The organism is Ideonella alba, from assembly GCF_018069875.1.
Lineage (GTDB): Bacteria > Pseudomonadota > Gammaproteobacteria > Burkholderiales > Burkholderiaceae_C > Ideonella > Ideonella alba.
Window position 1 is genome coordinate 39,756 of record NZ_JAGQDF010000015.1, and the last position, 25,852, is coordinate 65,607.

General features: G+C 70.6%; 19 protein-coding genes. 15 read left to right on the forward strand and 4 right to left on the reverse strand.

Annotated features, from left to right (window positions below):
• The first annotated feature begins 214 nt into the window (after positions 1-214).
• The 13 genes from gyrA (at position 215) to KAK07_RS21535 (ending at position 15,720) form a co-directional block, all read left to right on the forward strand.
• Entirely contained in the window at positions 215-2,842 is a 2,628-nt protein-coding gene (gene gyrA, locus KAK07_RS21475; protein WP_210863143.1) for a DNA gyrase subunit A, read from the forward strand.
• The gene (locus tag KAK07_RS21480; RefSeq protein ID WP_210863145.1) at positions 2,839-3,423 is read left to right on the forward strand and encodes a DUF2059 domain-containing protein; all 585 of its coding nucleotides are present in this window, start codon (positions 2,839-2,841) and stop codon (positions 3,421-3,423) included. Before gyrA ends, KAK07_RS21480 begins: the two co-directional genes overlap by 4 nt.
• Complete coding sequence (gene serC / locus KAK07_RS21485) at positions 3,420-4,514, forward strand: 3-phosphoserine/phosphohydroxythreonine transaminase (RefSeq protein WP_210863146.1); 1,095 nt, start codon at positions 3,420-3,422, stop codon at positions 4,512-4,514. The genes KAK07_RS21480 and serC overlap by 4 nt, the downstream gene beginning before the upstream one ends.
• The gene (gene pheA / locus KAK07_RS21490; protein ID WP_210863148.1) at positions 4,507-5,640 is read left to right on the forward strand and encodes a prephenate dehydratase; all 1,134 of its coding nucleotides are present in this window, start codon (positions 4,507-4,509) and stop codon (positions 5,638-5,640) included. The genes serC and pheA overlap by 8 nt, the downstream gene beginning before the upstream one ends.
• Before the next feature lie 20 nt (positions 5,641-5,660).
• Positions 5,661-6,539: a prephenate dehydrogenase gene (locus KAK07_RS21495; protein WP_210856562.1), complete on the forward strand. Its 879-nt coding sequence runs from the start codon at positions 5,661-5,663 to the stop codon at positions 6,537-6,539.
• 35 nt (positions 6,540-6,574) lie between these two features.
• Positions 6,575-8,593, forward strand: a complete 2,019-nt coding sequence (locus KAK07_RS21500; protein WP_210863151.1) for a bifunctional 3-phosphoshikimate 1-carboxyvinyltransferase/cytidylate kinase — start codon at positions 6,575-6,577, stop codon at positions 8,591-8,593.
• 162 nt (positions 8,594-8,755) lie between these two features.
• Complete coding sequence (gene rpsA / locus KAK07_RS21505; RefSeq protein WP_210856560.1) at positions 8,756-10,441, forward strand: 30S ribosomal protein S1; 1,686 nt, start codon at positions 8,756-8,758, stop codon at positions 10,439-10,441.
• 17 nt (positions 10,442-10,458) lie between these two features.
• On the forward strand, positions 10,459-10,758 hold the full coding sequence (locus KAK07_RS21510; protein WP_210803918.1) for an integration host factor subunit beta: 300 nt from the start codon (positions 10,459-10,461) through the stop codon (positions 10,756-10,758).
• Positions 10,759-10,854: 96 nt separating this feature from the next.
• Positions 10,855-11,178, forward strand: a complete 324-nt coding sequence (locus KAK07_RS21515) for a LapA family protein (RefSeq protein ID WP_210856559.1) — start codon at positions 10,855-10,857, stop codon at positions 11,176-11,178.
• Positions 11,168-12,316 (forward strand): lipopolysaccharide assembly protein LapB, encoded by a 1,149-nt coding sequence (gene lapB / locus KAK07_RS21520; RefSeq protein WP_210856558.1) that lies wholly within the window; start codon positions 11,168-11,170, stop codon positions 12,314-12,316. The genes KAK07_RS21515 and lapB overlap by 11 nt, the downstream gene beginning before the upstream one ends.
• A 34-nt stretch (positions 12,317-12,350) precedes the next feature.
• Positions 12,351-13,814 (forward strand): capsular polysaccharide export protein, LipB/KpsS family, encoded by a 1,464-nt coding sequence (locus KAK07_RS21525; protein ID WP_210863153.1) that lies wholly within the window; start codon positions 12,351-12,353, stop codon positions 13,812-13,814.
• Complete coding sequence (locus KAK07_RS21530; protein ID WP_210863155.1) at positions 13,814-15,442, forward strand: phosphoethanolamine transferase; 1,629 nt, start codon at positions 13,814-13,816, stop codon at positions 15,440-15,442. Before KAK07_RS21525 ends, KAK07_RS21530 begins: the two co-directional genes overlap by 1 nt.
• Positions 15,439-15,720 carry a ComEA family DNA-binding protein gene (locus KAK07_RS21535; RefSeq protein WP_210856555.1) on the forward strand — a complete coding sequence of 94 codons (282 nt, stop codon included), beginning with the start codon at positions 15,439-15,441 and terminating at the stop codon, positions 15,718-15,720. The genes KAK07_RS21530 and KAK07_RS21535 overlap by 4 nt, the downstream gene beginning before the upstream one ends.
• A 36-nt stretch (positions 15,721-15,756) precedes the next feature.
• Here KAK07_RS21535 and KAK07_RS21540 read toward each other — a convergent pair whose 3' ends face one another.
• From KAK07_RS21540 to KAK07_RS21555, 4 genes are all read right to left on the reverse strand, one after another.
• Positions 15,757-16,950: a patatin-like phospholipase family protein gene (locus KAK07_RS21540; RefSeq protein ID WP_210856554.1), complete on the reverse strand. Its 1,194-nt coding sequence runs from the start codon at positions 16,948-16,950 to the stop codon at positions 15,757-15,759.
• Between the two features lie 61 nt (positions 16,951-17,011).
• Complete coding sequence (locus tag KAK07_RS21545; RefSeq protein ID WP_210856553.1) at positions 17,012-17,434, reverse strand: hypothetical protein; 423 nt, start codon at positions 17,432-17,434, stop codon at positions 17,012-17,014.
• Between the two features lie 105 nt (positions 17,435-17,539).
• The gene (gene dnaE / locus KAK07_RS21550; protein ID WP_210863157.1) at positions 17,540-21,094 is read right to left on the reverse strand and encodes a DNA polymerase III subunit alpha; all 3,555 of its coding nucleotides are present in this window, start codon (positions 21,092-21,094) and stop codon (positions 17,540-17,542) included.
• 60 nt (positions 21,095-21,154) lie between these two features.
• On the reverse strand, positions 21,155-22,741 hold the full coding sequence (locus tag KAK07_RS21555) for a Kelch repeat-containing protein (RefSeq protein WP_210863159.1): 1,587 nt from the start codon (positions 22,739-22,741) through the stop codon (positions 21,155-21,157).
• A 147-nt stretch (positions 22,742-22,888) separates the two neighbouring features.
• Here KAK07_RS21555 and KAK07_RS21560 point away from each other — a divergent pair, with 147 nt between their 5' ends.
• Together KAK07_RS21560 and KAK07_RS21565 are read left to right on the forward strand one after the other, a co-directional pair.
• A complete protein-coding gene (locus KAK07_RS21560) occupies positions 22,889-23,839 on the forward strand; it encodes an alpha/beta fold hydrolase (RefSeq protein WP_210863161.1) in 951 nt (316 codons plus the stop codon).
• 119 nt (positions 23,840-23,958) lie between these two features.
• Complete coding sequence (locus KAK07_RS21565; RefSeq protein WP_210863163.1) at positions 23,959-25,851, forward strand: O-linked N-acetylglucosamine transferase, SPINDLY family protein; 1,893 nt, start codon at positions 23,959-23,961, stop codon at positions 25,849-25,851.
• Position 25,852: the final 1 nt, after the last annotated feature.

Genomic DNA, 25,852 nt, shown 5'->3' on the forward strand with positions numbered 1-25,852 from the left:
TAACCTGGCAAACACCCGGTCCTTGCGAGCGCTCACCACCGACAACTCATTGTGCCATAGGGCGTCGGGTGATCCGCATTTTGGGCGCCGGGCGTGGTCGGAGGACACAGCCTGTTGCGCCGTCGCGACAGGGTGCCCCCTTTAGAATGCCCGGTTTCGGCCTTATCGCGCCCCGCCACCGTTCTGCGCCCCCGCGCAGGACCGCGCCGACCCCATGACCCAGTTCGCCAAGGAAACCCTGCCGATCAGCCTCGAAGAGGAGATGCGGCGTTCGTACCTGGACTACGCGATGAGCGTGATCGTGGGCCGGGCCCTGCCCGACGCCCGCGACGGCCTCAAGCCGGTGCACCGGCGCGTGCTCTATGCGATGCACGAGCTGAACAACGACTGGAACCGGCCGTACAAGAAGTCGGCCCGTATCGTCGGTGACGTCATCGGTAAGTACCACCCGCACGGCGACACCGCGGTGTACGACACCATCGTGCGCATGGCGCAGGACTTCAGCCTGCGCCACATGCTGGTCGATGGCCAGGGCAACTTCGGCTCGGTCGACGGCGACAGCGCGGCAGCGATGCGCTACACCGAAATCCGGCTGGCCAAGATCGCCCACGAGATGCTGGCCGACATCGACAAGGAAACCGTCGACTTCGGCCCGAACTACGACGGCTCCGAGACCGAGCCGCTGGTCATGCCCACGCGGCTGCCCAACCTGCTGGTCAACGGCGCGGCCGGCATCGCGGTGGGCATGGCCACCAACATCCCGCCGCACAACCTCAACGAGGTGGTCGACGCCTGCCTGCACCTGCTGCGCACGCCCGAGGCCACGCTCGACGAGCTGATGGAGATCATCCCGGCGCCCGACTTCCCCACCGCCGGCATCATCTACGGCGTGGGCGGCGTGCGCGAGGGCTACCGCACCGGCCGTGGCCGCGTGGTGATGCGCGCCCGGGTGCACTTCGAGGACATCGACCGCGGCCAGCGCCAGGCGATCATCGTCGACGAGATCCCTTACCAGGTGAACAAGAAGACCCTGCTCGAGCGCATTGCCGAGCTGGTCCACGAGAAGAAGATCGAGGGCATCAGCCACATCCAGGACGAGTCGGACAAGTCCGGCATGCGGGTGGTGATCGAGCTCAAGCGCGGCGAAGTGCCCGAGGTGGTGCTCAACAACCTGTACAAGCAGACCCAGCTGCAGGACACCTTCGGCATGAACATGGTGGCGCTGGTCGACGGCCAGCCCAAGCTGTGCAACCTCAAGCAGCTGCTGGAGATCTTCCTCGAGCACCGCCGCGAGGTGGTTACCCGCCGCACCGTGTTCGAGCTGCGCAAGGCCCGCGAGCGCGGCCACGTGCTGGAAGGCCTGGCGGTGGCGCTGGCCAACATCGACGAGTTCATCCGCATCATCAAGGAGTCGCCGACGCCGCCGATGGCCAAGGCCGCGCTGATGGCGCAGAGCTGGGATTCGTCGCTGGTGCGCGAGATGCTCTCGCGCGCCGAGGGCGAGAACCCCGGCGGCGCCGCGGCCTACCGCCCCGAGGGCCTGCCGATGCACTTCGGCATGCAGCCCGACGGCCTGTACCGCCTGTCTGACGACCAGGCCGGCGAGATCCTGCAGATGCGCCTGCAGCGCCTGACCGGCCTGGAGCAGGACAAGATCGTCGGCGAGTACAAGGACGTGATGGCGCAGATCGCCGATCTGCTGGACATCCTGGCCAAGCCCGAGCGCGTCACCGTCATCATCTCGGACGAGCTCACCGCGCTGCGTACCGAATTCGGCCAGACCAAGGCGGGCGCGCGCCGCAGCACGATCGAGCACAACGTGCAGGAGCTGGGCACCGAGGACCTGATCACGCCCACCGACATGGTGGTCACGCTCAGCCACACCGGCTACATCAAGAGCCAGCCGCTGACAGAGTACCGTGCCCAGAAGCGCGGTGGCCGCGGCAAGCAGGCCACCGCCACCAAGGACGACGACTGGATCGACCAGCTCTTCATCGCCAACACCCACGACTGGATCCTGTGCTTCTCTGACCGCGGCCGCGTGTACTGGCTCAAGGTCTGGGAAGTGCCGCAGGGCGGCCGCGGCAGCCGCGGCAAGCCCATCGTCAACATGTTCCCGCTGCAGCCGGGCGAGAAGATCACCGTGGTGCTGCCGCTGACCGGCGAGTTCCGCAGCTTCCCCAAGGACCACTACGTCTTCATGTGCACCGCGCGCGGCACGGTCAAGAAGACCGCGCTGGACGAATTCAGCAACCCGCGCAAGGCCGGCATCATCGCCGTGGACCTGGACGAGGGTGACTTCCTGATCGGCGCCGCACTGACCGATGGCCACCACGACGTGATGCTGTTCAGCGACGGCGGCAAGGCGGTGCGCTTCGACGAGGACGACGTGCGGCCGCTGGGCCGCCAGGCCCGCGGCGTGCGCGGCATGATGCTGGAAGACGGCCAGAGCGTGATCGCCATGCTGGTGGCCGAGGACGAATCGCAAAGCGTGCTCACTGCCACCGAGAACGGCTTCGGCAAGCGCACCAGCATCGTCGAATACACCCGCCACGGCCGTGGCACCAAGGGCATGATCGCGATCCAGCAGAGCGAACGCAACGGCAAGGTGGTCGCCGCCACGCTGGTGCGTGCCGAGGACGAGATCATGCTGATCACCGACAAGGGCGTGCTGGTGCGCACCCGTGTTGCCGAGATCCGCGAGCTCGGCCGCGCCACGCAGGGCGTCACGCTGATCGCGCTGGACGATGGCGCCAAGCTCTCGGGCCTGCAGCGCATCGTCGAGAACGACGCCAACGATGCCGGCGCCGACACCGAAGACACCCCTGGAGACACCGAATGACGCACCGACTCACCCTGCTGGCGCTGGCCGCCCTGATGGCCGCCGCACCGGCGTGGGCCCAGACCAAGAAGGAGCTGGTCGCGCGCGTCGTGGCACTGCAGCAGGCCGACTACGAGGCCATCGGCCGCGGCGTCGCCGGCCAGCCGGCGCAGCAGTTGCTGGCCGCCGCCGGCCAGGCCCTGAACCAGTTGCCGCCCGAACGCCGCGAGGCCGTGGGCAAGGAGATCCAGGCCGAGGTGCGCAAGTTCTACGACGGCATCGCCCCGATGCTGGTCGAGCGCGCCGGCAAGGCCGGCCAGGCGATCGCCCCGGCGATGCTGGAAGAGAAGTTCAGCGAGGACGAGCTGAAGCTGGTCATCGCCTTTCTGGAATCGCCCGCGTCCAAGAAGTACAGCGAGATCGGCGGACAGTTGCCGGGCCGCATCTCCGAGCGCGTGGTCAGCGAGACGCGCGCCACCGTCGAGCCCAAGCTCAAGGCGCTGGAGCAGACGGTCATGGCCAAGCTGAAGGCGGCTGCGGCGGCCGGTCCGGCCGCGTCGGCGCCGGCGCCCAAGCCCGCGGCGTCCGGAGCCCGCAAGTGACGAGACCGTTCAACTTCTCGGCCGGACCGGCGATGTTGCCGCAGGCCGTGCTGCAGCAGGCCGCCGCCGAGATGCTGGACTGGCACGGCAGCGGCATGGGCGTGATGGAGATGAGCCACCGCGGCAAGGAGTTCATCTCGATCTACGAAGCGGCCGAGCGCGACCTGCGTGAGCTGCTGGCGGTGCCTGCGCACTTCCGCATCCTGTTCATGCAGGGTGGCGGTCTGGGCGAGAACGCCATAGTGCCGATGAACTGCTCGCGCGGCGGCGCGGTCGATGTGGTGGTCACGGGCTCGTGGAGCCAGAAGTCGCTGCAGGAAGCGCGCCGGTACGCTGACGCGCAGGCCGCCGCCAGCAACGAGGCCGATCGGCACACCACGCTGCCCGCCCCCACCAGCTGGCGCCTGCGCGACAACGCCGCCTATGTGCATGTGTGCTCGAACGAGACCATCCATGGCGTCGAGATGCACACCCTGCCCGACCTGGCCGCGCTGGGCCACCGCGCGCCGCTGGTGGTGGACTGCTCCTCGCACGTGCTCTCGCGCGGCATCGACTGGTCGCGCGTGGGCCTGGCCTTCGCCGGCGCGCAGAAGAACATCGGCCCGGCCGGCGTGACCATCGTCATCGTGCGCGAGGACCTGCTGGGCCACGCGCTGCCGATCACGCCCTCGGCCTTCGACTACAAGAACGTGGCCGACAACGCCTCGATGTACAACACGCCGCCCACCTACGGCATCTACATCGCCGGCCTGGTGTTCCAGTGGATCAAAGCCCAGGGCGGCGTGGCCGAGATGGAGCGCCGCGCCATCGAGAAGGCGCAGCTGCTCTACGGCTACCTCGACGACAACGGCGGCTTCTACAGCAACCGCGTCGCCCGCGATGCCCGCTCGCGCATGAACGTGCCCTTCTTCCTGGCCGACGAGCGCCTGAACGAGGCCTTCCTGGCCGGCGCCCGCGAAGCCGGACTGCTTCAGCTCAAGGGCCACAAGAGCGTGGGCGGCATGCGCGCGTCCATCTACAACGCCATGCCGCTGGCCGGCGTGCAGGCGCTGGTCACCTACCTGCAGGACTTCGCCCGCCGCCATGGCTGATGAACCGATCCAACCGCCGCCGGGCGACACCCAACCCGCCGCCCAGCCGGCGCTGCTGGCGCTGCGCGACCAGATCGACGCCCTGGACCGCGACCTGCTGGCACTGCTGAACCGGCGCGCCAGCATCGCGCTGCAGGTGGGCGAGATCAAGAAGAAGGAAGGCTCGGTGGTCTTCCGCCCCGAGCGCGAAGCCCAGGTCATCGACGGCCTGAAGGCCGGCAACCCCGGACCGCTGAAGAACGACAACATCGCACCCATCTGGCGCGAGATCATGAGCGCCTGCCGCGCGCTGGAAACGCCCACCCGCGTGGCCTACCTGGGCCCGTCCGGCACCTTCAGCGAGGAGGCGGCGCTGGGCTACTTCGGCAGCTCGATCGTGCGCGTGCCCTGCGCCAGCATCGACGAGGTGTTCCGCAACACCTCGGCCGGCGTGGCCGATTTCGGCGTGGTGCCGGTCGAGAATTCCACCGAAGGCATGGTGGCGCGCTCGCTGGACATCTTCCTGACCACGCCACTGTTCATCATCGGCGAGACCAGCCTGTTCGTGCGCCACAACCTGCTGCGCAAGGACAACTCGCTGGACGCGATCGAGGCGGTCTGCGCCCATCCGCAGGCGCTGGCGCAGTGCCACGAATGGCTGTCGCTGCACCTGCCGCAGGCCGAGCGCCGCCCGGTGGCCAGCAACGCCGAAGGCGCACGCCAGGCGGGCCAGGATGCGCGCCTGGCCGGCATTGCCAGCGTGCGCGCGGCCAACGAGTACGGCCTGCATGTGGTGGCACCGGCCATCCAGGACGACGCCCACAACCGCACCCGCTTCGCCATCGTCACCGACCCGCACCGCCACCCGGCGCCCAAGGCCTCGGGCCACGACTGCACCAGCCTGGTGGTCTCGGTCAACAACCGGCCCGGCGCGATGTACGACATCCTGGCGCCGCTGAAGAAGCATGGCGTGTCGATGAGCCGCCTCGAATCCCGCCCGGCGCGCTCGGGCCAGTGGGAGTACTACTTCTTCATCGACCTGCAGGGCCACCCGGATGAATCCCGCGTGGACCAGGCGATGAAGGAGCTGCGTGAGGCCTGCGCCTTCTTCAAGGTGCTGGGCACCTACCCCGTCGACGTCCACTGAGGGCTGCGCCGACCATGGCAATGTTCAAGCAACTCGGCCTGATCGGCTGCGGCCTGATGGGCGGCTCCTTTGCGCTGGCGCTGAAGGAGGCCGGACTGGTCGACAAGGTGATCGGCTACAGCAAGTCGCCCACCACCACCGACAAGGCGCGCCAGCTGGGCGTGATCGATCAGGTCGCCGAATCCGCGCTGCTGGCCGTCTCCGGCGCCGACATCGTGCTGCTGGCCGTGCCGGTGGCCGCCACCGATGCCACGCTGCGCGCCATCCGCCACCTGGTGACGCCGGCCACGCTGTTCATGGACGTGGGCAGCACCAAGCGCGACGTGGTGGATGCGGTGCGCCGCGTGCTCAAGGAGCGCGCACCGGCCTTCGTGCCGGCCCATCCGATCGCCGGCAAGGAACAGGCCGGCGTGCAGCACGCCGACGCCCAGCTCTACCGCGACCGCCAGGTCATCCTCACACCGATCGCCCAGACCGATGCCGGCCTGGTCGACAAGGCGCGTGCGGTCTGGACCGCGGTGGGCGCCCATGTGCAGGTGATGACGCCCGAGGCGCACGACGCCGCGTTTGCCGCCGTCAGCCACCTGCCGCACCTGCTGGCCTTTGCCTACATGGCCGGGCTGCTGCAGCAGAAGGACAGCGAGCAGTTCCTGGCGCTGGCCGGACCGGGATTCCGCGACTTCACCCGCATCGCCGCCTCCGACCCGGCGATCTGGCGCGACATCCTGATTGCCAACCGCGAGGAGGTGATCAAGCAGTCCGAGCGCTTCCGCGGCGCGCTGGGCGTGCTCGAGAAGGCGCTGCAGGACTGCCACGGCGAGGCGCTGGAGGCGCTGATCCAGGGCGTCTCGCAAGCCCGCAGCCATTGGCGCCTGAGCTCCGGCGCCCGCCACAACTGATCCCCTGCCGGCGCTGTGCCGCCGGCCGCCGACCCATGTTCGACACCGCCTTCCTCGACCTGCCGCCCCTCGTCCGCGCCCGCGGCACCGTGCGCCTGCCGGGCTCGAAGAGCATCTCCAACCGCGTGCTGCTGCTGGCCGGCCTGGCCGAGGGCACGACTGCGGTCCACGACCTGCTCGATTCCGACGACACCCGGGTGATGCTGGCCGCGCTGGAACAGCTGGGCTGCGGCCTGCGCCGCGAGGGCGAGGTGCTGCATGTGTCCGGCCTGGGCGGCCGCCTGCACACGCGCGAGGCCCGGCTCTTCCTGGGCAACGCCGGCACCGCGATGCGCCCGCTGACCGCCGCGCTGGCGGTGCTGGCGGCCACCCAGGGCGGTGCCTTCGAACTCTCCGGCGTGGCGCGCATGCATGAGCGGCCGATCGGCGACCTGGTCGACGCGCTGCGCGCGCTGGGCTGCCCGGTGGCCGACCTGGGCCAGCCCGGCTACCCGCCGCTGCGCGTGGGCGATGGCGCGCTGCACGCGCTGGACACCGCGCAACCGATCCCGGTGCGTGGCGACGTCTCCAGCCAGTTCCTCACCGCGCTGCTGCTGGCGCTGCCGCTGGTCAGCGGACACGGCCCTGTGGTGATCGAGGTGGTGGGCGAGCTGATTTCCAAGCCCTACATCGAGATCACGCTGAACCTGCTGGCGCGTTTCGGCATCCACGTGCAGCGCGAGGGCTGGCAGCGTTTCACCATCCCGCAGGGCTCGGCCTACCGCACGCCGGGCCGCATCCATGTGGAAGGCGATGCGTCCTCGGCCTCGTACTTCATCGCGCTGGGCGCGATCGCCGGCACCGACGCGCCGGTGCGCATCGAGGGCGTGGGCTTCGACGCCATCCAGGGCGACATCCGCTTCGTCGAGGCGGCCCAGGCCATGGGCGCGCAGGTCAGCGGCGGCCCGGGCTGGTTGGAGGTGCGCCGCGGCGCCTGGCCGCTCAAGGGCATCACGCTGGACTGCAACCACATCCCCGACGCCGCGATGACGCTGGCGGTGATGGCCTTGTACGCCGATGGCCCGACCCGGCTGACCAACATCGCCAGCTGGCGCGTCAAGGAGACCGACCGCATCGCCGCCATGGCCACCGAGTTGCGCCAGCTCGGCGCCACGGTCACCGAAGGCCCCGACTTCATCGAGGTGCAGCCGCTGCACGCCTGGCGCGCCCCGCTGATCCACACCTACGACGACCACCGCATGGCGATGTGCCTGTCGCTGGCCGCCTTCAACCCGCTGGCCGGCGCATCGGTGCCCGTGCGCATCGCCGACCCGAAGTGCGTGGCCAAGACCTTCCCCGACTACTTCGAGGCGCTGTTCAGCCTGGTCGAGCCGCTGCCCGGCGCGGTGCCGGTGATCGCGGTGGATGGCCCCACGGCGTCGGGCAAGGGCACGCTGGCGGCCGAACTGGCCGAGCGCCTGGGCTACCACCTGCTGGACTCCGGTGCGCTCTACCGCGCCGCCGCCCTGGCCGCCCGGGCGGCGGGCGTGGCGCTGGACGATGGCGCGGGCGTGGCCCGGGTGGCGGCCGCGATGGCGCTGCGTTTCCAGGGCCAGCAGGTCTGGCTGGACGGCCGCGATATCAGCGACGAGCTGCGCCTGGAAACCACCGGCGCGATGGCCTCGCAGGTGAGCGTCCACCCCGCCGTGCGCCAGGCGCTGCACGACGTGCAGCTCTCGTTTGCCCGCGTGCCGGGCCTGGTGGCCGACGGCCGCGACATGGGCACCGTGGTGTTCCCGGGCGCGGCGCTCAAGGTCTTCCTCACCGCCAGCGCCGACGAGCGCGCCGAGCGCCGCTACAAGCAGTTGATTTCTAAGGGAATTTCCGCTAATATCGACAGTCTTCGCGCAGACATCCGGGCGCGCGACGAGCGGGACATGAACCGCTCGGCTGCGCCCCTGAAGCCCGCCGAGGACGCCGTGCTGCTGGACAACTCGCAGTTGGGCATCGAGGAATCGGTGCAACGCTGCCTGGGCTGGTGGCACGAGCGCCGGCCGTTTGGCCGCCTGGCCTGAGCCATCCCGCTCAGGCTGCGCGTTCAGCGGCCACAGGGCCCACCGCCCCTCCCTCCTGGTGCGCACAGCACCGCCGGGGGCGGTGATCTCGTCAACCTCAACCCGGCAGGCCTCCCGGTCTGCAGCCAACGCCGGCGGCGCGCCGCCGGTCCAGGAAACACCATGCAAGAATCCTTTGCCGCCCTCTTCGAGGAATCGCTGAAGAGCGCCGACATGCGCGTCGGCGAGGTCATCTCCGCCGAAGTCGTTCGTATCGAGCACAGCCACGTCGTGGTCAACGCCGGCCTGAAGTCCGAAGCGTATGTGCCCATCGAGGAATTCAAGAACGACCAGGGCGAAGTCGAAGTCCAGGTCGGTGACTTCGTCTCGGTGGCGATCGACGCCGTCGAGAACGGCTACGGCGACACCATCCTGTCGCGTGACAAGGCCAAGCGCCTGGCCTCGTGGCTGGCGCTGGAAACCGCGCTGGAGTCGGGCGACTTCGTCACCGGCACCGTCAGCGGCAAGGTCAAGGGCGGCCTGACCGTGCTGGTCAACGGCATCCGCGCCTTCCTGCCGGGCTCGCTGCTCGACACGCGTCCTGTCAAGGACATGACGCCGTTCGAGGGCAAGACCATGGAATTCAAGGTCATCAAGCTCGACCGCAAGCGCAACAACGTCGTGCTGTCGCGCCGTGCCGTGGTCGAGGCCTCGATGGGCGAAGAGCGCGCCAAGCTGCTCGAGACCCTGACCGAAGGCGCGATCGTCAACGGCGTGGTCAAGAACATCACCGAATACGGTGCGTTCGTCGACCTCGGCGGCATCGACGGCCTGCTGCACATCACCGACATGGCCTGGCGCCGTGTCCGTCACCCGAGCGAAGTGGTCACCGTCGGCCAGGAACTGCAGGCCAAGGTCCTGAAGTTCGACGCCGAGAAGAACCGCGTCTCGCTGGGCCTGAAGCAGCTGGGCGACGACCCCTGGATGGGCGTGGCCCGCCGCTACCCGCAGGGCACCCGCCTGTTCGGCAAGGTCACCAACATCGCCGACTACGGCGCCTTCGTCGAGATCGAGCCGGGCATCGAAGGCCTGGTGCACGTCTCCGAAATGGACTGGACCAACAAGAACGTCGCGCCTTCCAAGGTGGTCACCCTGGGCGAGGAAGTCGAAGTCATGGTCCTGGAGATCGACGAGGACAAGCGTCGCATCTCGCTGGGCATGAAGCAGTGCAAGGCCAACCCGTGGGAGGAGTTCTCCGCCACGGTCAAGCGCGGCGACCGCGTCAAGGGCCCGATCAAGTCGATCACCGACTTCGGCGTCTTCGTGGGCCTGGCTGCCGGCATCGATGGCCTGGTGCACCTGTCGGACCTGTCCTGGCACGAGCCGGGCGAGACCGCCGTGCGCAACTACAAGAAGGGCCAGGAAGTCGACGCGATCGTTCTGGGCATCGATGTCGAACGCGAGCGCATCTCGCTGGGCATCAAGCAGCTCGACGGCGACCCGTTTGCCACCTTCACCTCGGTCAATGACCGTGGCGCCATCGTCAACGGCACCGTCAAGACGGTCGACCCGCGCGGCGCCGAAGTGCAGCTGGCCGACGACGTCATGGGCTACCTGCGCGCCTCCGAAATCAGCCGCGACCGCGTCGAAGACGCCCGCAACGTGCTGAAGGAAGGCGACGAGGTCTCGGTGATGATCGTCAACGTCGACCGCAAGACCCGCAACATCCAGCTGTCGATCAAGGCCAAGGACCAGGCCGACCAGCAGGAAGCCATGCAGCGTCTGTCGCAGTCCAACGAGCGCGAGAACGCCGGCACCACCAGCCTGGGCGCCCTGCTGCGCGCCAAGCTGGACCAGGGCGGCAACTGATCGCCTGAGAACGCCGAATGACCCGATCGGATTTGGTCAACAAGCTCGCGGAACGGTTCTCGCAGCTCACGCAGCGGGACACCGAGTTCGCGGTCAAGACCATGCTCGACGCGATGTCCGATGCGCTGGCCCGCGGCCACCGCATCGAGATCCGGGGCTTCGGCAGCTTCTCGATCAACCGCCGGCCGCCGCGCGTGGGGCGCAATCCCCGCAGCGGCGAGCAGGTCACGATCCCCGAGAAGCTGGTGCCGCACTTCAAGCCGGGCAAGGCGCTGCGCGAAGGCGTGGACGCCAGCCTGCCGGCCGATCCGGCCTGAGGCACGACACCATCCGCGCTGACCAGGGCCCTTCGGGGCCCTTTTTCATGCGCGGCCGGCCCTGCCTACAATGCGCCGAACATCCCTGCCCCGCCGATGCGCTTCATCGTCTGGCTCCTGCGAGCCTTCATCTTCTTCTCGCTGTTCGCCTTCGCGCTGAACAACCAGCATGTCGTGGCTCTGAACTGGTTCTTCGGCCACGCCTGGGAGACGCGCATGGTCTTCGTGGTGCTGGCGGCCTTCGGCGCCGGGCTGGTGCTGGGCGTGCTGGCCATGGCGCCCTCGTGGTGGCGCCAGCGCCGTCTGGCCCAGCGCAGCGCCGCACCGGTGGCCGCGCCAGCGGGACCGGCCCAGGCGCCCGCGGTGCCCGCCACCGCCTCGGTCAACGACCTCACCGACGCCCGCGCGCATGGAATTTGACCTCTCCTGGCTGCTGCTGGGGCTGCCGCTGGCCTTCGGCCTGGGCTGGCTGGCCTCGCGCATGGACCTGCGCCAGTGGAAGCGCGCCCAGTCCGATTCACCGCGCGCCTACTACCAGGGCCTGAACCTGCTGCTCAACGAACAGCAGGACAAGGCGATCGACGCCTTCATCGAGGCCGTCCAGCACGACCCCGACACCACCGAGCTGCACTTCGCGCTGGGCAGCCTGTTCCGCCGCCGTGGCGAATTTGAACGCGCGGTGCGCGTGCACCAGCACCTGCTGAACCGCGGCGACCTGGCCACCAGCGACCGCGACCGCGTGCAGCACGAACTGGCGCAGGACTTCATGAAGGCCGGCCTGTTCGACCGCGCCGAACAGGCCTACAAGGCGCTGCAGGGCACCCCCTTCGACACCGACGCCCGGTTGGCGCTGCTGGGCCTGTACGAGCGCTCGCGCGAGTGGGAGCAGGCCGCCGACACCGCCGCCGCGCTCGAAAAGCTGGGCACCGGTGCCTTCGGCACCCGCATCGCCCACCACTGGTGCGAGCGTGCGCTGGAACTGGACGGCCGCGGCCAGCCTGATGAGGCCGCCGCCGCGCTGGCCACCGCCCGCGCTGCCGCCCCCAACGCCCCGCGGCCGCTGCTGCTGGCCGGCCAGCGCGCGCTGCGCCTGGGCGATGCCGCCGGCGCGCTGGCGCTGTGGGGCGACCTGGAGGTGCGCGACCCGCAGGTCTTCCAGCTGGTGGCCCAGGACTATGCCGAGGCCGCCCGCGCCGCCGGCCAGCAGGAGGCCGCCCGCCAGCGCCTGACCGAGGCCTACCGCCGCGCACCCAGCCTGCCGCTGCTGCGCGCCCTGGCCCGGCTGGACGGCGCCGAGCTGGCCGACGCACCCGGCCTGCTGCCGCACCTGGCCGCCCAGCCCACGCTGAGTGCCGCGCTGGGTGTGCTGGCGCGGCCGGTCGAGCAGTGGGACGCCGCCAGCGCCCAGGCCGTGCGCGAGGCCGTGGCCCGCGCCGCCAAGCCGCTGCAGCGCTACCGCTGCGCCGCCTGCGGCTTCGAGGCGCAGCGCCACTTCTGGCAATGCCCGGGCTGCCTCAGCTGGGACAGCTTCCCGCCCCGGATGCTCGACGAACCCTGAGGGCCACCGCCCGGCCCGCTGCCCACCACCCGCCATGACGATCCGCCTGCTTGCCGTGTCCACCGCGGCCAACACCGATGCGGCCCTGCAGGAGCTGCTGCGCCAGGCCGGGCCGGAGGTCGAGCTGGTCCTGCACCTGGGCAACACCGAGTCCGACTACAAGGCCTCTGCTGTCTCGCGGATGAACCTGCGCCGCGGCCGCCGCGGCCACCTGACCCAGGACACGCGCTTCACTGGCCTGGCCCACGCCCTCTTCATGCAGGAGGACTACGAGGAGCGGGTGGACGAGTTCATCGACCACCTGCACCGCCGGGCCGAGCCCTTTGCCCACCTGCCGCACCCGCTGCACGGCTTCCACGAATACTGGGACTACTTCCATGTGCTGGCGGATGTCTTCGCGCAGCGCATCGCCGAGAGCGGCGCCACGCATGCGCTGTTCTTCAACGTGCCCCACCTGGTGCACGACACCCTGGTCTGGCAGGTGGCGCGGGCCATGGGCCTGCCCACGCTGATCGTCTCGCAGTCGCTGTTTCCCAACCGCTTCATCTCGATGCCGACGATCGAGGCCTACGGCCGCCTGCGCCCCGACGCCGAGGCCGCGCCGCCCTACCCCATCCAGCGCGGCGAGACCCTGCAGCACTTCTACATGAAGGGCATCGGCCAGCAGAAGCAGGCGGGCGGCCGCATCTCGGTGCGTGCCGTGGCGCAGCTGATGACCTTCCTGCTCACCAAGCGCAAGCTCAAGGCCTTGAACCCGCTGTACGTGGCGGGACTGCTGCGGCGCATGCAGCGCATCTACGGCGGCCTGCCCGACTGGCGCGACCCCTTCGCGCGCTTCTTCCACGAAGACTCGCTGGCCTATTTCGAGCACCTGCTGCAGTTCGAGGACGTGCAGCCCGACTGGAGCCGGCGCTTCGTCTACTTCCCGCTGCAACTGCAGCCCGAGATGACCACCTCGGCGCTGGGCGGCCCGTTCAAGGACCAGGCCCTGGCGATCGAGTCGCTGGCGCGCATGCTGCCCGAGGACGTGGCCATCTACGTGAAGGAGAACCCCAAGCAGGGCGCCTTCATGCGCGGGCCGATGTTCTTCCACCGCCTGCGCCGCATTCCCAACCTGGTCTTCATGGCCTCGCACACCAGCACCCATGAGCTGACCGCGCGCAGCGAGTTCGTCGCCAGCATCAGCGGCACCGTGGGCTGGGAGGCGGTGCGCCAGGGCAAGCCGGCGCTGGTCTTCGGCGCCACCTGGTACGCCGACCTGCCGGGCGTGCACCGCTGGCACCCGGGCCTGCGCTTCGAGGATATCGTCGCCGCACCGCCCGACCACGCGGCGCTGGAGCGCTCGGTCGGCCAGTTTCTGCACCACTGCCATGAGGGTGTGGTCGAGCGCCACTACAAGACCCTGGTGCCGGACTTCGACGAGGCGCACAACGCCCGCCAGGTGGGCGCGGCGCTGCTGGCGCTGCTGACCGGCCGCACACCCACCACCTTCGCCTGATGCGCGCGGACGCCCTGGTGCAGCGGCCCGGCGGGCGCTTCGTCCTCTTCGGCCTGGGCCTGCATGCGGCGGCATGGGCTCTGGGCTTCATGCTGACCAAGGACCTGGCCAAGTCGCTGGCCTGGTGGCTGGTGCTGGGCGGCGGGCTGTGGCTGCTGGCGGGCTGCCGCAGTCCGCGCGCTGCCAAGCACGTGTGGCTGCTGCTGGCCGGGCTGTTTGCGCTGGACATCGGCACCCAGGGCCTGCTGCGCGGCTACTTCGGCTCGCAGCCGCAGCCCAGCGTGATCGCCGAGTCGCTGGCCAACACCAGCGGTGCCGAGGTCGCCGGTTTCCTGGGTGAGCAGTGGCGCGCCATCGCCACCGGCCTGGGCTTCACCGCGGCCGCGCTGTGGAGCGCCTGGCGCTGGCGCCTGGCGCCCGCCGCCAACCACCGCGCGGCGCGCTGGCCGCTGATCGCCCTGCTGCTGCTGGCCGCCCTGCTCCACCTGAACCCGGCGATGCTGCGTGCCGAGCCGCTGGCGCGCTGGGGCGTGGTCTATGCCCGCCACCTGAAGGCCCAGCGCGAGATCGCCCAGCTCGACAGCACCCGCGCCGCGCTCTGGGCCCAGCGCGCCGACTGGCAGGTCCGGCGGCTGGACGAGCAGCCGCGCACCGTGGTGCTGGTCATTGGCGAGTCCAACACCCGCCTGAACTGGGGCCTGCTGGGCTACCCGCGCGACACCACCGCCGCGCTGGCCCAGGCCATGGCCCGGCTGCCCGGCAGCCATGTGCTGCTGCGCCAGGCCTGGTCGGCCGAAGCCTTCACGCTGCCTTCGCTGCGCCTGGCACTGACCGCCGCCACGCTGGAGCGGCCCGAGGACTGGGCCAGCACGCCGGATGTGACGCAGCTGGCCCGCGCGGCCGGCTACCGCGTGACCTGGCTGTCCAACCAGCCGGCGCACGAGGGCTGGTTCGCGTCGATGGCCGCCAGCGCCGACCAGCGCCGCTTCATCAACCACGGCAACTGGCGCGACAGCTCGGCCACCGACCACGACCTGCTGCCCGCGCTGGACCAGTGGCTGGCGGCCCCTGCGGCGCCGCAGGAGCTGCTGGTGATCCACCTGCTGGGCCAGCACTTCCACTTCGCGCAGCGCTGCCCCGCCGCCATGCGCCAGTGGGCCGTGGCCACCGAGGACGACGAGGTCACCCGCGCGCTGCGCGCCGCCGGCCGCAGCAGCAGCATCGTGCGCGCCCGCAACGAGTACGACGACGCGGTGCGCTGCGGCGCCGACGTGCTGGCGCGCATGATGGACGCGCTGCACCGTCAGCGTCCCGACCGCGCGCTGGAGCTGCTGTATGTGAGCGACCACGGCCAGGAGGTCGGCCACGTCAGCGACTTCGCCGGCCACAGCCAGAGCACCGAGGCCGGCTACGCCATCCCGCTCTACTGGTGGAGCCGCGGTACGGCGCCGGACCCAGCGCAGTTGCAGGCCCTGGCGCAGCGCCCATTCCGGCTGGATTGGGCCGACCACGCCGTGCAGCACCTGCTGGCGGTCCGATCGCGCTACTACGAGCCCACGCTGGACCTGTTCGGCACCGAGTACGCACCACCCAGCCCGGCGCGCCCGCCGGCCCTGGCCGCGCGATGAACCGCCAACGCCGCCACTGGCTCGCCTGGTGCCTGAGCGCCCCCGTGGCGCTGCAGGCGGCCGACACGCGCCTGGAGGTCAACCAGGCCAACCAGGCCGAGCTGGAAATGCTGCCCGGCGTCGGTCCGGCCTTGTCCGAGGCCATCCTGGCCGAGCGCCGGCGTGGCGGACCGTTCAAGGACTGGCGCGCGCTGCAGCGCCGCGTCAAGGGCCTGGGCCCGGCCACCGCGCGGCGCCTGTCACAGGCGGGTCTGCGCGTGAATGGCGCGGCTGTCTGAGCCTTCGCCTGACCAGCCACCCCGGCTGCGTCCGGCCTACCGGTCCCAACCGAAGAAGCGCCGCACGTCGTCACGCCGCGCCAGCGTATCGGCCTCGCCCAGCGCGATCAGCTCGCGGGTGTAGTCGGCCTCGAACAGCAGGTAGCTGGCCAGTGCCGCACCGCTGGTCGAGCCCGCCGACCCGGACACCCCCAGGCCGCGCAGCAGGGCGCGGACCATCGGCGGCAGCGCATGCAGGTGGCGCGCGGCCAGGTCATCCAGGCGCTGGCTGGGCGCGATCACCAGCAGCTCGACCGGCCGCAGGCTGCTGGCCTCGCGGGCCTCGGGCGGCATCAGCGACAGTGTGCGGTTGATGCGCTGCAGGCGTTCGATGTCCACCGCCAACGTGTCCAGGAAGATGCTCGACAGCGCGTGGCCGCCGATCTGCGCCAGCGACGGATAGCCAGGGTCGACGTGGCGCTCGCCCGGCGGCTCATGCATGCGGCCGGCACCCACCACCAGCACGCGCTGTGCGCCCAGGTGGATGGCCGGCGAGATCGGCGCCGCCTGCCGCATCGACCCATCGCCCAGCCATTCGGGCATGCCATCGATCGACAGCAGCCGAGCCGGAAACACGAAGGGAATGGCCGACGAGGCCATCAGGTGGTCGATGCACAGCCGCTGCCGCACCGCCAGGCGCTGCGAACGCACCCAGGGTTGCGCCTCCTGGGCCGCCTCGTAGAAGGTGATGTGCTGGCCCGTGCTGTAGCTCGAGGCGCTCAGCGCCAGCGCCTGCAGATGGCCGCTGGCGATCAGCTGCGGCAGGCGCTCGAGCCGGGCCGCCTCGGCCAGCAGCGCGGCCAGCGGCGTGTTGTCCAGCAGCGAGCGTGGCTTCTGGCGGCGCCAGCGCGCCAGCATCCAGCCGATCGACAGCATCGTCAGCCAGCCGGCGCCGCTGCGGATCACGCCCAGGGCGTCGGCACGGTAGACCTGTTCGGCGTGGAAATCGTGCCAGACCGCGTGCATGCGCGCCACGGTGGCGTCAAAGTCATCGGCACCGGCGGCCAGCACGGCGGCGTTGATGGCCCCGGCCGAGGTGCCGGCAATCACCGGAAACGGGGTCGGGGCGCCGGCCTGACCGGCCTCGGCGCGCAGCCGGCCCAAGGCCACGAGCACGCCGACCTGGTAGGCCGCGCGGGCACCGCCGCCGGTGAGCACCAGGCCCGTGACAGGGGACGAGGACGCGGACATGGGGCGAGTCTATGCCCGCCCCCGGTGCCTGCATTGCGAGGAAAAGACCGCTGTCGACCGATCAGTCGTGGCCGCGGCCGCGGCCATGCTCGCCGGGACCGTGCGGCTCGTAGCGGGGATGCGAGCGGTAGACCGGGGCCGGCGCGACATGGCGGCGATACCAGTCCTCGCGGACGAAGTACACCGGCACGCCGCAGGCGTTGTAGCGGCCGCAGTGGCGCGACCAGTGCTTGCGGTGGCCCGGCGGCACCCACAGATACACCGGCTGCGGCGGCGCCGAATAGACCGGTACCTGGCGCACCACCACCGGCTGCTGGACGATGACGTCCGGCTGCGGGAAGCGGCCGATGTCGATGCGCCCATACACGCCCGGCTGGCTGATCCCGATCGACACCCCGACCTCGGCGGCCTGGGCCGGTGATCCCAGCACGGCGGCCAGCAGGCCGGCGGCGCCCATCACAAGCAGGGGGGTCAGCTTCTTCATGTTCAGATCGGTCTCAAGTGGCGATGCGTGAACAACGCCGCACGCCCGGCCTTGGTTGTCACAGGGCGGCGGGCAAGCCGCAAGCAATTGTGAAGCGGCCGCCGCTCAGCGGCCCTCGTCGTAGGCGATGCGTGCCTGCCCCTCGGCGGCCAGGGCGCGCCAGGCGGCCAGGGCCTCGTCGGCCGGCCAGAAGCGGCCGGCCTCGCCCAGGTCCAGCTCGCCGCTGGCGCGGTCGCCGGTGATGCGCAGGCGCACCGGCAGGCCCTGGCGGGTCTCGCCCTGCTCGTCGCTGACCACCTTGGGCGGGTGCAGGCGCAGCAGTTCGGTGATGCGCGGCAGCGCGGCGGTGCTGCCGCCGCGCAGTTCCACCCACAGCTGGCGCCCGTGGCGCGCCCGCGCGGCGGGCAGGCTCCACACCGCGCTGACATCCAGCCGCAGGCCGCCGCTGAAGCGGTCGGGCTTCACCCGGCCCTGCACGATCAGCAGCTCGTCGTCCTTCAGCAGGTCGCGGTGGGCGTCCAGCAGCTCCTCGCCGGCCACGGCCTCGATCGGTTCGCTCTTGTCGTCGAGCTTGAAGATGCCCACGCGGCCGCGCTGGCCATTGATGATGCGAAGGTCGCTGACGATGCCGGCCAGCAGCTGCGGGTCGCGCGAATCGATCAGGTCGGCCACGCGACGCTTGACGAAGCGGCGCACCTCGGCCTCGTCCTGGTCGAACAGGTGGCCCGACAGGTAGAAGCCCAGCGCGGTCTTCTCCAGCGAGAGCTTCTCGCGCACCGTCCAGGGCTCGGCCACCACCAGCGGCGGCTCCTGGGTGTGGCTGCCGTGGCCGTCGCCATCGTCGAAGTCGAACAGGCCGCCCTGGTTGGCGTTGGCCTGCTGGGTTTCGGCCCAGTCGAAGGCCAGCGACACGCTGGCCAGTGCCGCCGCGCGATCCGGGTGCTGCTCGTCAAACGCGCCGGCCTTGATCAGCGCCTCGACCACGCGCTTGTTCACGCGGCCCTTGTCCACGCGCTGGCAGAAATTGAACAGGCTGCTGAAGGGCCCACCCTCCTCGCGCGCCGCCACGATGGCCTCGATCGCGCCCTGGCCGGTGCCCTTGATCGCGCCCAGGCCATAGCGGATCGCCTTGCGCCCCTCAGGCCCGGGCAAGGGCTCGAAGCGGTAGACGCCGCGGTTGACGCTGGGCGGCTCGAAGCGGATGCCGAAGTTCTTGACCGCGTCGTTCAGCAACACCTTGAGCTTGTCGGTGTCGCTGATTTCGATCGTCATGTTGGCCGCGAAGAACTCGGCCGTGTAGTGCACCTTCAGCCAGCCGGTGTGGTAGGCCAGCAGCGAGTACGCGGCGGCGTGCGACTTGTTGAAGCCGTAGCCGGCGAACTTCTCCATCAGGTCGAAGATCTCGTCGGCCTTCTCGGGCTCGATGCCGTTCTTCGCCGCGCCGTTGCGGAAGATCAGCCGGTGCTCGGCCATCTCCTCCGCCTTCTTCTTGCCCATCGCGCGGCGCAGCAGGTCGGCGCCGCCCAGGCTGTAGCCGCCCAGCACCTGGGCGGTCTGCATCACCTGCTCCTGGTAGACCATGATCCCGTAGGTCTCGGAGAGCACCGGCTCGACCAGCGGGTGCGGGTACTCCACCACCTCCTTGCCGTGCTTGCGCGCGACGAAGCTGGGGATCAGGTCCATCGGGCCCGGGCGGTACAGCGCGTTCAGCGCGATCAGATCTTCCAGCCGGCTGGGCCGGGCGTCGCGCAGCATGCCTTGCATGCCGCGCGATTCGAACTGGAACACCGCCTCGGTCAGGCCGTCGGAGAAGAGCTTGTAGACCGCCTTGTCGTCCAGCGGCAGGTTCTCGTAGGCGAAGTCCTTCTGGTCCGGGTAGCGGCTGGTGATGAAGTCCTTGGCCAGCTCCAGGATGGTCAGCGTGGCCAGGCCCAGGAAGTCGAACTTCACCAGGCCGATGGCTTCCACATCGTCCTTGTCGTACTGGCTGACCGCGCTGTCGCTGCCAGGCTGCTGGTAGAGCGGGCAGAAGTCGGTGATCTTGCCCGGCGCGATCAGCACGCCACCGGCGTGCATGCCGATGTTGCGCACCATGCCCTCGACATTGGCGGCCAGGCGCAGCAGCTCGGCCACCTCCTCGTCGTTCTTCTCGCGCTCCTCCAGCTCGGGCGCTTCCAGGCGCGCATAGATCACGCCCTTGTCGGGCTCGGGCGGCACCTTGGCCAGCGTCACCGTCTTGCCCGGCGGCGCCGGGATCAGCTTGGCGATGCTGTCCACATGGCCGAAGCCCATGCCCAGCACGCGGCCGATGTCGCGCAGCGCGGCCTTGGCGGCCATGGTGCCGAAGGTGGCGATCTGGCTGACCGCGGGTCGGCCGTACTTCTCCTTGACGTACTCGATCACCCGGTCGCGGTTGCCCTGGCAGAAGTCGACGTCGAAGTCGGGCATCGACACCCGCTCGGGGTTCAGGAAGCGCTCGAACAGCAGCTTGTACTGCAGTGGGTCGAGGTCAGTGATGAACAGCACGTAGGCCACCAGCGAGCCCGCGCCCGAGCCCCGGCCCGGCCCCACCGGGCAGCCGTTGGCCTTGGCCCACTTGATGAAGTCCGAGACGATCAGGAAGTAGCCCGGAAAGCCCATCTTCAGGATGGTGCCCAGCTCGAACTCCAGCCGCTCCACATAGCGCGGCCGCTCGGCTTCGCGCTGCGCCGGGTCGGGGAAGAGCTGCTGCAGGCGCTTGTCCAGGCCGTTGTAGCTTTCCTCGCGGAAGAACTGCTCGATCGGCATGCGGCTGCCGTCGGGCAGCTCGGGCGTGGGGAAGTCGGGCAGCTGCGGCTTGCCCAGCACCAGGCTCAGGCTGCAGCGCTGGGCGATCTTCAGCGTGTTGGCCAGCGCGCTGGGCACGTCGGCGAACAGCGCCTGCATCTCGGCCTGCGACTTCAGGTACTGGTCGCGGGTGAAGCGCTTGACGCGCTTGGGGTTGGCCAGCGTTTCGCCCTCGGCCACGCAGACGCGGGCCTCGTGGGCCTCGAAGTCATCGGGCGTCAGGAACTGCACCGGGTGCGTGGCCACCACCGGCAGGCCCAGCTCGGCGGCCAGCGGCACGGTGGCGCGCACCAGCGGCTCATGGCTGGGGATGCCGGCGCGCTGCAGCTCCAGGTAGAAGCGGCGCGGAAACAGCGCGGCCAGCTCGCGCGCCACCGCGGCGGCGCGGGCGGTGTCGCCCTGCAGCAGCGCCTGGCCCACCGCGCCATGCTCGAAGCCCGACAGGCAGATCAGCCCGGCGTGCAGCTCGCGCAGGTCGCTCCAGGCCACCCAGGCCTGGGCGCGCTGCACATGCTGGGTCCAGGCGCGGGCCAGCAGCTCCGACAGGTTGAGGTAGCCCTGCTTGTTCTGCACCAGCAGCAGCAGGCGCGTGGCCTGGGTGCGGTCGCCCGCGTCGGGCAGTGGCTCGACCCAGACATCGGCGCCCAGGATGGGCTTGACGCCCTTGCCGCGGCAGGCCTTGTAGAACTTGACCCCGCCGAACAGGTTGGCCAGGTCGGTGATGGCCATCGCCACCTGCCCATCGCCCTTGGCCGCCGCCGCCGCATCGTCGATCCGCAGGGTGCCATCGACGACGGAGAACTCGGTGTGGGTGCGCAGGTGGACGAAAGACATCGCGGCATTCTACGGAGGCGCCACCGCGCCTCCGTGGCCGCCCACCGCCTCAGTCGGCGCTCAAGGACAGGCCTGCAGCGGGATGTCGGCGGCCGTGCCGGTGCCGGCCACCTGGTCCGCCGTCAGCGTCAGGCACACCGGCAGCGATTCCACGCCCGCCGCGCTCACCACCAGGCTCACCAGGCCGGCCGGCGTGCCGGTCTTCAGCGTGAAGCGGGTGCTGGTGATTTTGCGCACCTGCACGTCGGTGCTCTTCCAGTTGGAGGTGCGGCCGTACCAGACCGAGCTGCCGCCGGGCTGGCCGAAGCGCACGATGGGGTAGTTCTCGTCCGACTCGGCGTCGTCGCCGTAGGTGCTGCCGGCGTTGGCGCCGGTCAGCTGGCGGCCGCTCAGCGTGAAGCGGCCCTTGCCGTCGTAGCGCACCGTTTCCACCGTGGGCCGGGCCTTGTCGGGGGGCGCGCCGTCGGCGGTGTAGATCCACACATCGGTGCCGCCGCGGGTGAACAGCACCTGGCCGGTGGGCAGCACCAGCATGCGGTGCACGAAGGCCGGGTCACCCAGCGTGACCGGCAGCGCCGGGCTGAGCGGCTGGATGGTGTTCTGCGCCGGGTTGTAGGTGAACAGCTGCGTCGGCCCCGAGAAGGCGGTGCCGGTGGAGGGGCTGGCATCGGCGGCCAGCATCACGCGGCCGTCGGGCAGCGCCGCCGCCGGCGCATCAACCGCACCAAACAGGCCCTGGGCGCCGCTGGGCAGCGTGCCGATGATGTCCGGCCCGGCCGACCAGGTGTTGCTGGCCACGTCGTAAAGCGCGGTGTGGCCGGTGGCGCCGATCGTGATCACGCGGCCACCGCGGTCGCGGCTGCGCAGCGCCAGCGCGCCGCCGATTTCGTAGCCCATGGCCGGGCTGCTGAGCTGCGGGATGCTGCCCGCGGCGGTGCCGTCGGACGGGCTGCGGCCGCTCCACAGGCCGGTCTTGGGGTCGTAGACCTCGGCGTAGCCGCCGCCGGTGGCGATGCTGCGGAACAGGTCATAGACCATCACCTTGCCGCCGGGCAGCTTGACGTAGGTTTCTTCGTCGCTGCTGTCGTCGTAGGCCTTGTCGGCGGCGCGGGTCCAGCTGTTGCTGCCGATGTCGTACAGGTAGGTGCTGCGGCCGAACAGCGAACCGGCCAGGATGCGGTCCTTGTCGAGCAGCATGGTGGGCACGTCGCCGAAGTTGGCTTCAGGGTGCGGGGCGATCGGCGTCCAGACGTTGCGCAGCGTGTCGTACCACTCGCCGGTGTTGGTCCAGTTGGCGTCCAGGTTGGGACCGCTGTACTCGCCACCCAGCACCCAGACGTCGCCGCTGCGCAGCACATGGCTGGCGAAGTACAGGCGATTGGTGCCCATGCCGGCCACGCGCGTCCAGCGGCCGTTGGCGTAGTTGCCGTTGGCGTCCGGGCTCAGCTTGAGCCAGATGTTGCCGGGGCCGTCGTAGGAATGGGCCAGCACCGTGCCGTCGGTCAGCAGCAGCATGGTCTCCACGCTGTTGGGCGGCTTGCGCGCGACCGGGGTCCAGCTGGCGGCGGCGGCGCTCAGCGGTGCGCAGGCCAGGCTGGCCAGCGTCAGCGCACAGGCCAGGGTCTTCGACGACTTCAATGCGGGCATGGGTCTGGGTCTCCTTGTGGGTCCCGAAGTGTCGCAAAGTGTTACCAAGCCCCGGACCCACCCCCCACGTTTCAGGTCGGACGGATGTCACACCCCTGTGACCAGACGGGGACCGCGGCCGCCGGGCGCGGCTCCTAGAATCGCCGCATGCTGTCCGTCCTGCTGCGCGCCTTCGGTATCCTGCTGATGCTGACCGCCGTGGCCCTGCCGCTGGCGCGGGCGCCCGACCGCTCGCCGGAATCGCTGGTGGCCCGCTGGGCGCCACGGCCGTCCGAGCTGGTGGAGGTGGGTGGCCTGATGGTCCATCTGCGCGACGAGGGGCCGCGCAACGACCCCACCCCGCTGCTGTTCATCCACGGCCTGGGCTCCAGCCTGCACACCTGGGAAGGCTGGGCCAGCGCACTGCGCGCGCAGCGCCGCGTGATCCGCTTCGATCTGCCCGGCGCCGGCCTGACCGGCCCCTTCCCCGAGCCCCAGCCCCAGGACTACCGCAGCGAAACCCTGGCCCGCTTCACGCTGCAACTGATGGACCAGCTGAAGCTGCGCCAGGTGGTGCTGGTGGGCCATTCGCTGGGCGGCGAGGTGGCCTGGCAACTGGCCAGCCGGGCCCCCGAACGCATCAGCCGCCTGGTGCTGCTGGACGCCACCGGCCTGGCGATCGAGCCGCTGGAAGTGCCCCCGGGCCTGCGCCTGGCCCGCGTGCCGGTGCTGGGCTGGCTGGGCCAGTCGCTGCTGCCGCGCGGCGTGGTCGAGGCCACCCTGGAAGCGGTCTACGCCGATCCGCGGCGCCTGACGCCGGAGGTGGTGGACCGCCATTTCGAGCTGCTGCTGCGCGACGGCAACCGCCAGGCCTTGCGGCAGACCCTGCTGCAGCAGCAGCCGGGGCGCGACGTCGAGCGTCTGGCCGGCCTGCGCCTGCCCACGCTGCTGCTGTGGGGCGAGAAGGACCGCGTGGTGCCGCCCGCCGCCGGCGCCGAGTTCGCCCGGCGCATTCCCGGCGCCCAGTTCCAGGTGCTGGCCGGCCTGGGCCATGCGCCCCAGGAAGAGCTGCCGGCGCGCAGCCTGGGCGCACTGCAGGCCTTTCTGCCGCCACGCTGAGGCACATCCCCCCGCGCCGCGGCTGGCGGATCTGCCCCGCCTTGGCCCGCCTATTCCGCCCCATGGCCCCGGGCCGCCCTGACTAGCATCGGCTGGAGACCCCATACCGTGTCCCAGCCATGTCCGCGACCACCCTTGCCGCCCCGCTGACCGCCCCCACCGGCGATCCCGCCAGCGCCCCCGTTGCCACCCCGGCGCAAGCCGATCTGGCGCGCCTGCGCAGCGGCGCCTGTCCGCTGGCCGAGCTGCTGGACCGCACCGCCGCCTGGCAGGCCCGGGGCGACGACGACACCGCGATCCGCCTGTACGCCGAGTGGCTGGCCCACACCGACTCCCCCTTCCGCCACGTGGCGCTGTTCAACCAGGGCACGCTGCTGGCCGCCCGCCAGCGCGATACCGAGGCCGAGGCCGCCTACCGCGAGGCCCTGGCCCTGCTGCCGGCCTTTTCCCAAGCCCGGCTGAACCTGGGCCACGCGCTGGAGCGCCGTGGCGACACCGACGGCGCCCTGGCCGAATGGGCCCGCGTGGTGGCCGACACCCGCCCCCTGCCCGACGACCCGCGCCCCGAGCAGCGCGAGCTGTGCCTGCACGCGCTGAACAATCTGGCCCGCCTGAACGAGCAGCTGCGCCGCTTCGACGTGGCCGAGGCACACATGGTCGACAGCCTCACGATCAAGCCCGACCAGTTCGACGTCATCCAGCACTACGTGCACATCCGCCAGAAGCAGTGCGAGTGGCCGCTGTACCGCACCGTGGGCGAGGTCACCCCCAACCAACTGCTGATGGGCACCTCGGCGCTGGCCATGCTCAGCGTCAGCGACGACCCCGCGCGCCAGCTGATGGCCGCACTGCGCTTCGTGCAGGAGAAGCTGCCCAGGACCAACCACCCGCCGCTGCACACCAGCGGCCCGCGGCGCGAGGGCCGCATCCGCATCGGCTACCTGTCGGGCGACCTGGCGATGCACGCGGTGGGCCTGCTCACCGCCGAGCTCTTCGAGCTGCACGACCGCAGCCGCTTCGAGACCTTTGCCTTCTGCTGGAGCCGCGAAGACGGCAGCCCGCTGCGCGAGCGGCTGCTGAAGTCTTTCGAGCACGTCTACCGCATTGGCCAGATGGACGACACGCTGGCCGCGCGGCTGATCGCCGGCCTGGGCATCGACGTGCTGATCGACCTGCAGGGCCTGACCAATGGCGCGCGGCCCGCCATCCTGGCACTGCGCCCGGCGCCGGTGCAGGTGAGCTACCTGGGCTTTCCGGGCACCTGCGCCATCCCCGGCGTGGACTGGATCGTCGCCGACCGCTTCGTCATGCCCGAGGCCCTGCTGCCCTTCCACACCGAGCGGCCGATCTACCTGCCGGTGTGCTACCAGGTCAGTGACCGCCAGCGCCCGGTGGGCGCGCTGCCCACGCGGGCCCAGTACGGCCTGCCCGAGGACGGCTTCGTCTACTGCAGCTTCAACAACAACTTCAAGTTCACCGAAGAGGTCTTCGACAGCTGGATGCGCGTGCTGGCCGCGGTGCCCGGCAGCGTGCTGTGGCTGCTGGCCGACAACGACTGGACCCGCGCCAACCTGCTGGCCCGCGCTGCGCAGCACGGCATTGCCGAGCAGCGCCTGGTGTTTGCGCCGCGCGTGGCGCCGCCCGACTACCTGGCCCGCTTCGCGCTGGCCGACCTGATGCTCGACACCTTCCCCTACAACGCCGGCACCACCGCCAGCGATGCGCTGTGGATGGGCTTGCCCATCGTCACGCTGGCCGGGCGCAGCTACATCTCGCGCATGGCCGGCAGCCTGCTCACCGCGGTGGGCCTGCCCGAGCTGATCACCGAGACCCTGCCCGACTACGAGCGCCTGGCCGTCGCCATCGGCCGCTCGCCCGGCCGTGCCCGCTCGTACCGCCGCTACCTGGAGCGCGACGGCCGCCAGTCGCCGCTGTTCGACATGCCCGCCCGTGTGCGCGAGCTCGAAGACGCGCTGGCCGCCCTGGCGCTGAAGGCGCGCCAACCCGAATGAA

Excerpts from the sequence above, each read along its gene's own strand:
- gyrA (WP_210863143.1), top strand. The coding sequence starts at position 215 with ATGACCCAGTTCGCCAAGGAAACCCTGCCGATCAGCCTCGAAGAGGAG.
- KAK07_RS21480 (WP_210863145.1), top strand. The coding sequence starts at position 2,839 with ATGACGCACCGACTCACCCTGCTGGCGCTGGCCGCCCTGATGGCCGCC.
- pheA (WP_210863148.1), top strand. The coding sequence starts at position 4,507 with ATGGCTGATGAACCGATCCAACCGCCGCCGGGCGACACCCAACCCGCC.
- KAK07_RS21495 (WP_210856562.1), top strand. The coding sequence starts at position 5,661 with ATGTTCAAGCAACTCGGCCTGATCGGCTGCGGCCTGATGGGCGGCTCC.
- KAK07_RS21500 (WP_210863151.1), top strand. The coding sequence starts at position 6,575 with ATGTTCGACACCGCCTTCCTCGACCTGCCGCCCCTCGTCCGCGCCCGC.
- rpsA (WP_210856560.1), top strand. The coding sequence starts at position 8,756 with ATGCAAGAATCCTTTGCCGCCCTCTTCGAGGAATCGCTGAAGAGCGCC.
- KAK07_RS21510 (WP_210803918.1), top strand. The coding sequence starts at position 10,459 with ATGACCCGATCGGATTTGGTCAACAAGCTCGCGGAACGGTTCTCGCAG.
- KAK07_RS21515 (WP_210856559.1), top strand. The coding sequence starts at position 10,855 with ATGCGCTTCATCGTCTGGCTCCTGCGAGCCTTCATCTTCTTCTCGCTG.
- lapB (WP_210856558.1), top strand. The coding sequence starts at position 11,168 with ATGGAATTTGACCTCTCCTGGCTGCTGCTGGGGCTGCCGCTGGCCTTC.
- KAK07_RS21525 (WP_210863153.1), top strand. The coding sequence starts at position 12,351 with ATGACGATCCGCCTGCTTGCCGTGTCCACCGCGGCCAACACCGATGCG.
- KAK07_RS21530 (WP_210863155.1), top strand. The coding sequence starts at position 13,814 with ATGCGCGCGGACGCCCTGGTGCAGCGGCCCGGCGGGCGCTTCGTCCTC.
- KAK07_RS21535 (WP_210856555.1), top strand. The coding sequence starts at position 15,439 with ATGAACCGCCAACGCCGCCACTGGCTCGCCTGGTGCCTGAGCGCCCCC.
- KAK07_RS21540 (WP_210856554.1), bottom strand. The coding sequence starts at position 16,950 with ATGTCCGCGTCCTCGTCCCCTGTCACGGGCCTGGTGCTCACCGGCGGC.
- KAK07_RS21545 (WP_210856553.1), bottom strand. The coding sequence starts at position 17,434 with ATGAAGAAGCTGACCCCCCTGCTTGTGATGGGCGCCGCCGGCCTGCTG.
- dnaE (WP_210863157.1), bottom strand. The coding sequence starts at position 21,094 with ATGTCTTTCGTCCACCTGCGCACCCACACCGAGTTCTCCGTCGTCGAT.
- KAK07_RS21555 (WP_210863159.1), bottom strand. The coding sequence starts at position 22,741 with ATGCCCGCATTGAAGTCGTCGAAGACCCTGGCCTGTGCGCTGACGCTG.
- KAK07_RS21560 (WP_210863161.1), top strand. The coding sequence starts at position 22,889 with ATGCTGTCCGTCCTGCTGCGCGCCTTCGGTATCCTGCTGATGCTGACC.
- KAK07_RS21565 (WP_210863163.1), top strand. The coding sequence starts at position 23,959 with ATGTCCGCGACCACCCTTGCCGCCCCGCTGACCGCCCCCACCGGCGAT.